Genomic DNA, 5,040 nt, shown 5'->3' with positions numbered 1-5,040 from the left:
CCTCAACCCTCATAAGGCTGTATCCAATCTCTAGAGGGTGCGCTCTGCCCTCACAAAGAGCGCACCCTTCCCCTCAAGGGATACACGCCTCAACCCTCATAAGGCTGTATCCAATCTCTAGAGGGTGCGCTCTGCCCTCACAAAGAGCGCACCCTTCCCCTCAAGGGATACACGCCTCAACCCTCATAAGGCTGTATCCAATCTCTAGAGGGTGCGCTCTGCCCTCACAAAGAGCRCACCCTTCCCCTCAAGGGATACACGCCTCAACCCTCATAAGGCTGTATCCAATCTCTAGAGGGTGCGCTCTGCCCTCACAAAGAGCACACCCTTCCCTTCACGAGTTTTACTCAACTTTCATCACATCTTATTTTAATTTTAGTGAACCCTCATTCTTATAAATCTTTAATCAATGGCACAAAAAGAATTCTGACAGCAGTTCTTTTATCACCCATCTTACGAGATTCCACTTACCAACAGAGCCTTCAATTTTTTTTTGAGACATCCATAAAATAGAATCTGAAAGAATTGATTAAGGCAATTAAGAGTAAATTTTGTCAAAATGTAGACAAAGTTTATTCTTTTTTATGACTGTTGTATTTTTACTATAGTCATTCATGGTGGTTTTATATATGATACGTACCGATATTTATTTATAGAAATAAATATAGGAGAAAAACTATGAATATCAGATATTTTTTTATAGCGGGGGCAATTACAAGCGGTTTAGCTCTTGCGATTCAAAAGTCTGATCGTATAGTCAAGCAACAACCCTCTCCTATTGTTGCTCCCTATACTGTTGAAAAAACACATTTACAGTTTTTTAAACAAGTAAGGAGCCCATCGGATACATTGAATATACTGAAAACAGCGAATAGAACTGCATCAGAGCAAGCATCGATAGATGAAATATATGAAAAAGGAAAAATTTTATTGAATGCCATTGCAAGTTTTTTAGGATCATTGATAATATATTTTCTGCAAATAATTTCTACGAAAGTATAAGATACAAAAAGTTTCTAAAATAAAGTTATATACATTTTGTATACATAAAAAATGAAATAAAAAGGCCCTTTTAACAGGGGGCCTTTGTTTTATTTTAATTTGTATTGTATTAAAGCTGTCACTCAAGAATAGAACTTTATTGAATCTTCCCCCAACTTGAATGCTGAAGACTCTAGATCTCTAGGTCCCATACTGTTTTAGTCAAAGATTTCCCATAATTTTGCCGTTTTTCCAGTCAAGTCTCTTCGTTTCAAGAAAATGCGTGTGGGCCGGTGTGGCTTGCGAGTATTCACTTTTAAGCCTCAATAAACAAAGCACCATACCCCCTAGATTTCATACCCATATCCCCCACTACACGTGACGGTATTTTGTCATAATGCTCTCTTCCTGCCAGAAAGAACAAAATTTCTCACACTGTATCAATCTATAAAAAATCCAATTTTTCTTGAACCGTTTTTGCCTATTGCACGCTTCAATCATCACACGGGAAACAACAGTGTTTTATGCAGTCAATAATGATGGCAATAATGATGATTTTTTCACTTAAGCAGAATATTTTCTCATCTCTAGCGTACTTTTTTCACATAATGAAGCGCCTTGTCTTAAAAAAACAAGAAAGAGATAAATTTACCAGCCTTGTTTACCCCTCATCTTGAAAAGAAAATATTTTCAACTTTTTTAAAACTTGCTGTTCTTTTTGATTTTTTCCAGCCCTTATATTTCTTTGATATAAAAGTATTGCTGTTATGTACAAGCATCTCAATCATGACATGTAGCTTCTTTCAACAAGCATGCTTAGCTTTTTCAACAAATATGCTTGTTCTGTAACAAATAAGAGGAACTTTTTTAAACAAGTGCGTCTACTAATCAATTTTTATATCCATAAATGCAGGTTTACCATCTTTGATATAGGTAATATCAGGAGAATGTTTTACCCCCTTTGCTGTAAAGACGCATGGTTTATCACTTACAACGTATCCTTGTTGCCTTAATTCTTGTTTTTTCTCCTCGACTATTTTTTGATGCAAATCTCGTTTTTGATTACATAAATAAGGATTTCTCAATCTGAAAATTTGAATGTCATTCACTTCTATGGAGCAGATTTTTGCACCTGTTCCAGCAATCGTAACTGAATTTTCCTGCCTCCTTCACCTCTTGAGCCATCACCATCGCGCGTTCCAGATGGATTTTTTCAATGGTTTCATCAAAGCCAAGTTTATTGCCTGCCGCAAAACTTTCGTTATAAAAACCTAACGTCTCCACATCCCCCAGCAAAGCAAGAGCAGCAAGATGCAGCCAAGCATAAGGAGCTAGCTCTGCTTCAACGGTTTACCATGCTACAGAGTCACTTTCCCAAGGTGGTATACGACATTGAGAGTAAAGCATTTCATACAAAGAATCATCTTCCATTGCCCATTCTAAAGTTTTGTCGAGTTCTTTCTTGAAACGCTGAGCACTCACTTTTTCTTCATGAATTTGCAATCCATTGGGTACAAAATTTATAAATACCGTTGGCAAAACCCCAGAACTATGAGGATTAATGGTCTTACAAGCCGCGGCAAGAACACCGCTCCTCACGAGAAGTCCGCGATCAAACGGTGAAAATTCTTCTATCTTTTCATCGTTATAGAGAAACTGCAATTCCCGATCGGGTAACAAGAAGGTTGGCAAATGATCTCCTTTCCCCTCGATTTCTACTGACCATCCCAGACTTTTCAACAGTTCTGTTGCGCTTTCGATCGTGAGAATTTCATCATCATCGACAGAGAACTCTTTTTCCTTTTGTTGCAAACGCCTCTCCTGCACCATGGCTTCGTCTTTCCAAAACTGCTGCATAGCCAGATCATTTTCTTTCAGCACGCGTTCCAGTTCAGCTTTCACTTGGAAATTCATTTTCATCCGTTTGAAGACAGAGGTATAAAGAGCCAAAACTAACATGATAATGACCATGAAAACAACAATTATCACCCAGAACTCAGAATCCAAGAGACGTGCTACAATAGGATTACTGTTCATTTTTCCCTTCTTACTCTTTGCTAAAGCCTATGCGACAGAAAGTTTATTTTCTCTCGTGCAGAGAGTGCTTCTTCTAATTTCTGGATATTTTGTTGCAACGCACCCGTCACGCTGCGACGCACCCATAACACAACCGGAATAAAAATAATGGCACAGCCCATTATGAAGGCCGTCCCCTTAAGGATAACGAGATGCACCACATATTGCCAGCCTATCAGCTGCCAATTTAAGAAATCTGGTATTTCTAAAATCAATCTCCAAGAGCAATGATAATAATCACAGAAAGAACGAAGATAACTTTATAATCCTTTGTTGAGAGCAACGCTTGCTGAAACGAAAAAGAATAGATTCTCTGAAGCGTTTCTTGCTCTGATATCCAATTTTGCTCCTTCATTTTTTCCCTCTCACTCTTTAAAAAGCCCGCGTAGCAGAAAGCTTCTGTACTCTTGTATAGAGAGTGCTTCTTCTCGTTTCTGGATCTTTTTTTACAATTGACGCATGAGAATACATGCGAAACCCCAATATCTCCGGAATCAAGAAAAGTGCACAGACCACGTTATGACTTCCATCATGATAAAAATCATAAAAAATAATAATATTGGTGGTACCTTGCCACCTTCTTAATCTTCCTCACACCTCAAACAGTGAAGATTTTCAAACCGCGTCAATCTGTAAACAATAGTCACAATTCAAGCTTTTTCTTCTAAAAAACTTGCCTAATCTCAAGGAATGCCCCGACACCCCCATTCCAATGGGATTTATTTCAAAGCTTCGATAAACAAGGTGCCTAAAAATATAAAGACACTACATAGACCGTGATCACCTAATCCCAATACCAATCTCTTTATACCTATCTCACCCTTCAAACGATGAAGGTAATTCCCAAACTCTCACTCTAGGCTCTAGATCCCAGCACCGCCTTTAAACAATGACGCTCTACAATTCAAGCTTTTTTTCTAACAAATACCATTGCTCACCCCCAGCCTTTAGGACAATATTTTACGGCAAACCATAAAGAACCCCAAAAAACTTCAAAGGCAAAATGTTATAAAGAGCAATGCCCTCAAGATGCTTATCGCCCCATGATTAAGCATTTTTTCCTCGCTCATGATTTTTCAAACACTGTATCTTGTTCTTTCAACAAGTTTTTCAGTTCTTGTTTTAAACAGCGATATCTTCTCACAAACTTAAAGACACCATAATAAAGTTGCAAAATCATCACGGGAATAACCGCAAACCACATCACCACGAACATAAACACAAGACACAATATTGTAACAAGAATCTTGTCCATTTTTACGCTCACGCCCTTTTTATCGCGATCTTTTTGCTGAGGGGTTATTCTCCCCCGTTGCTCATTTATTTTGTTCAGTTTCCGCGTATTTTTTACCAACAAACGCCACAATATGATGCAGAGGATCGCCAAAATAGGGGTCAAAGCCAAAACACCCACAGTAATAACTGTCCAAAGTACACACACAAAGAGAAAAAAGGAACTCGCCTGCCACCCTGTCAAATTCCCTTGTTCCAAGGAGGGTAGAAAGAAGATTCTGTTTCCCAGCTCAATCATGAGTGAAAGGAGATAAATGACAAAATATTCTCGCACAGAAGAATACTCTTTCTCAAAAAAATTGAGCAGTCCGTTATAAAATGCTGAATTTTTGCCCTTCATTTGCTCTTCCTTTTTACAAAAATCACTTATGCTTACTTTTATTAGGACATAAATAATCTCTCAAGTAAAATTCGTTAGTTACCAAATAGAAGTCATCCAATAGCATGCTCCAGAATACACATGTATTCCCAATATTTAGGGTGCCAATATTTACATACCGTCCATTTGCGGACTTTTTTAAAGAAGCATGTTCTCAACACTTCCAAACCAACACCCATCACAGCCATTTCATAAGTCCCCATAGATAGTATAATGGTAACACTTTAATAAATATATAAAAATACAGCACCATCACATAATGCCCCAACCTATCCGCGCACAGCCACCCCCCCCCACACACAGCTACAACC

Annotated in this window: 6 protein-coding genes; 1 reads left to right on the top strand and 5 read right to left on the bottom strand. The window is 38.3% G+C overall.

Annotation, left to right across the window (positions count from 1 at the left end; translation table 11 throughout):
* Positions 1 to 678 precede the first annotated feature (678 nt).
* Positions 679 to 1,002, top strand: coding sequence for a hypothetical protein (locus tag HWX04_RS07735; protein ID WP_175869554.1), 324 nt, complete (start codon positions 679 to 681; stop codon positions 1,000 to 1,002).
* 1,080 nt (positions 1,003 to 2,082) lie between these two features.
* Here the strand turns inward: HWX04_RS07735 and HWX04_RS08785 are convergent.
* The 5 genes from HWX04_RS08785 to HWX04_RS07720 all read right to left on the bottom strand — a co-directional run bounded on the left by HWX04_RS08785 (position 2,083) and on the right by HWX04_RS07720 (position 4,690).
* A complete protein-coding gene (locus HWX04_RS08785; RefSeq protein ID WP_246257617.1) occupies positions 2,083 to 2,277 on the bottom strand; it encodes a hypothetical protein in 195 nt (64 codons plus the stop codon).
* A gap of 54 nt (positions 2,278 to 2,331) precedes the next feature.
* On the bottom strand, positions 2,332 to 3,018 hold the full coding sequence (locus HWX04_RS08780) for a hypothetical protein (protein WP_246257616.1): 687 nt from the start codon (positions 3,016 to 3,018) through the stop codon (positions 2,332 to 2,334).
* 20 nt (positions 3,019 to 3,038) lie between these two features.
* The gene (locus HWX04_RS08775) at positions 3,039 to 3,179 is read right to left on the bottom strand and encodes a hypothetical protein (protein WP_246257615.1); all 141 of its coding nucleotides are present in this window, start codon (positions 3,177 to 3,179) and stop codon (positions 3,039 to 3,041) included.
* A gap of 89 nt (positions 3,180 to 3,268) precedes the next feature.
* Positions 3,269 to 3,412 (bottom strand): hypothetical protein, encoded by a 144-nt coding sequence (locus tag HWX04_RS08770; protein ID WP_246257608.1) that lies wholly within the window; start codon positions 3,410 to 3,412, stop codon positions 3,269 to 3,271.
* Positions 3,413 to 4,123: 711 nt separating this feature from the next.
* Positions 4,124 to 4,690, bottom strand: coding sequence for a hypothetical protein (locus HWX04_RS07720; protein ID WP_175869553.1), 567 nt, complete (start codon positions 4,688 to 4,690; stop codon positions 4,124 to 4,126).
* Positions 4,691 to 5,040 lie beyond the last annotated feature (350 nt).

The sequence above is a fragment of the Bartonella gabonensis genome (assembly GCF_903679515.1).
GTDB lineage: Bacteria > Pseudomonadota > Alphaproteobacteria > Rhizobiales > Rhizobiaceae > Bartonella > Bartonella gabonensis.
This window is presented reverse-complemented; position numbering and strand designations above follow the sequence as displayed.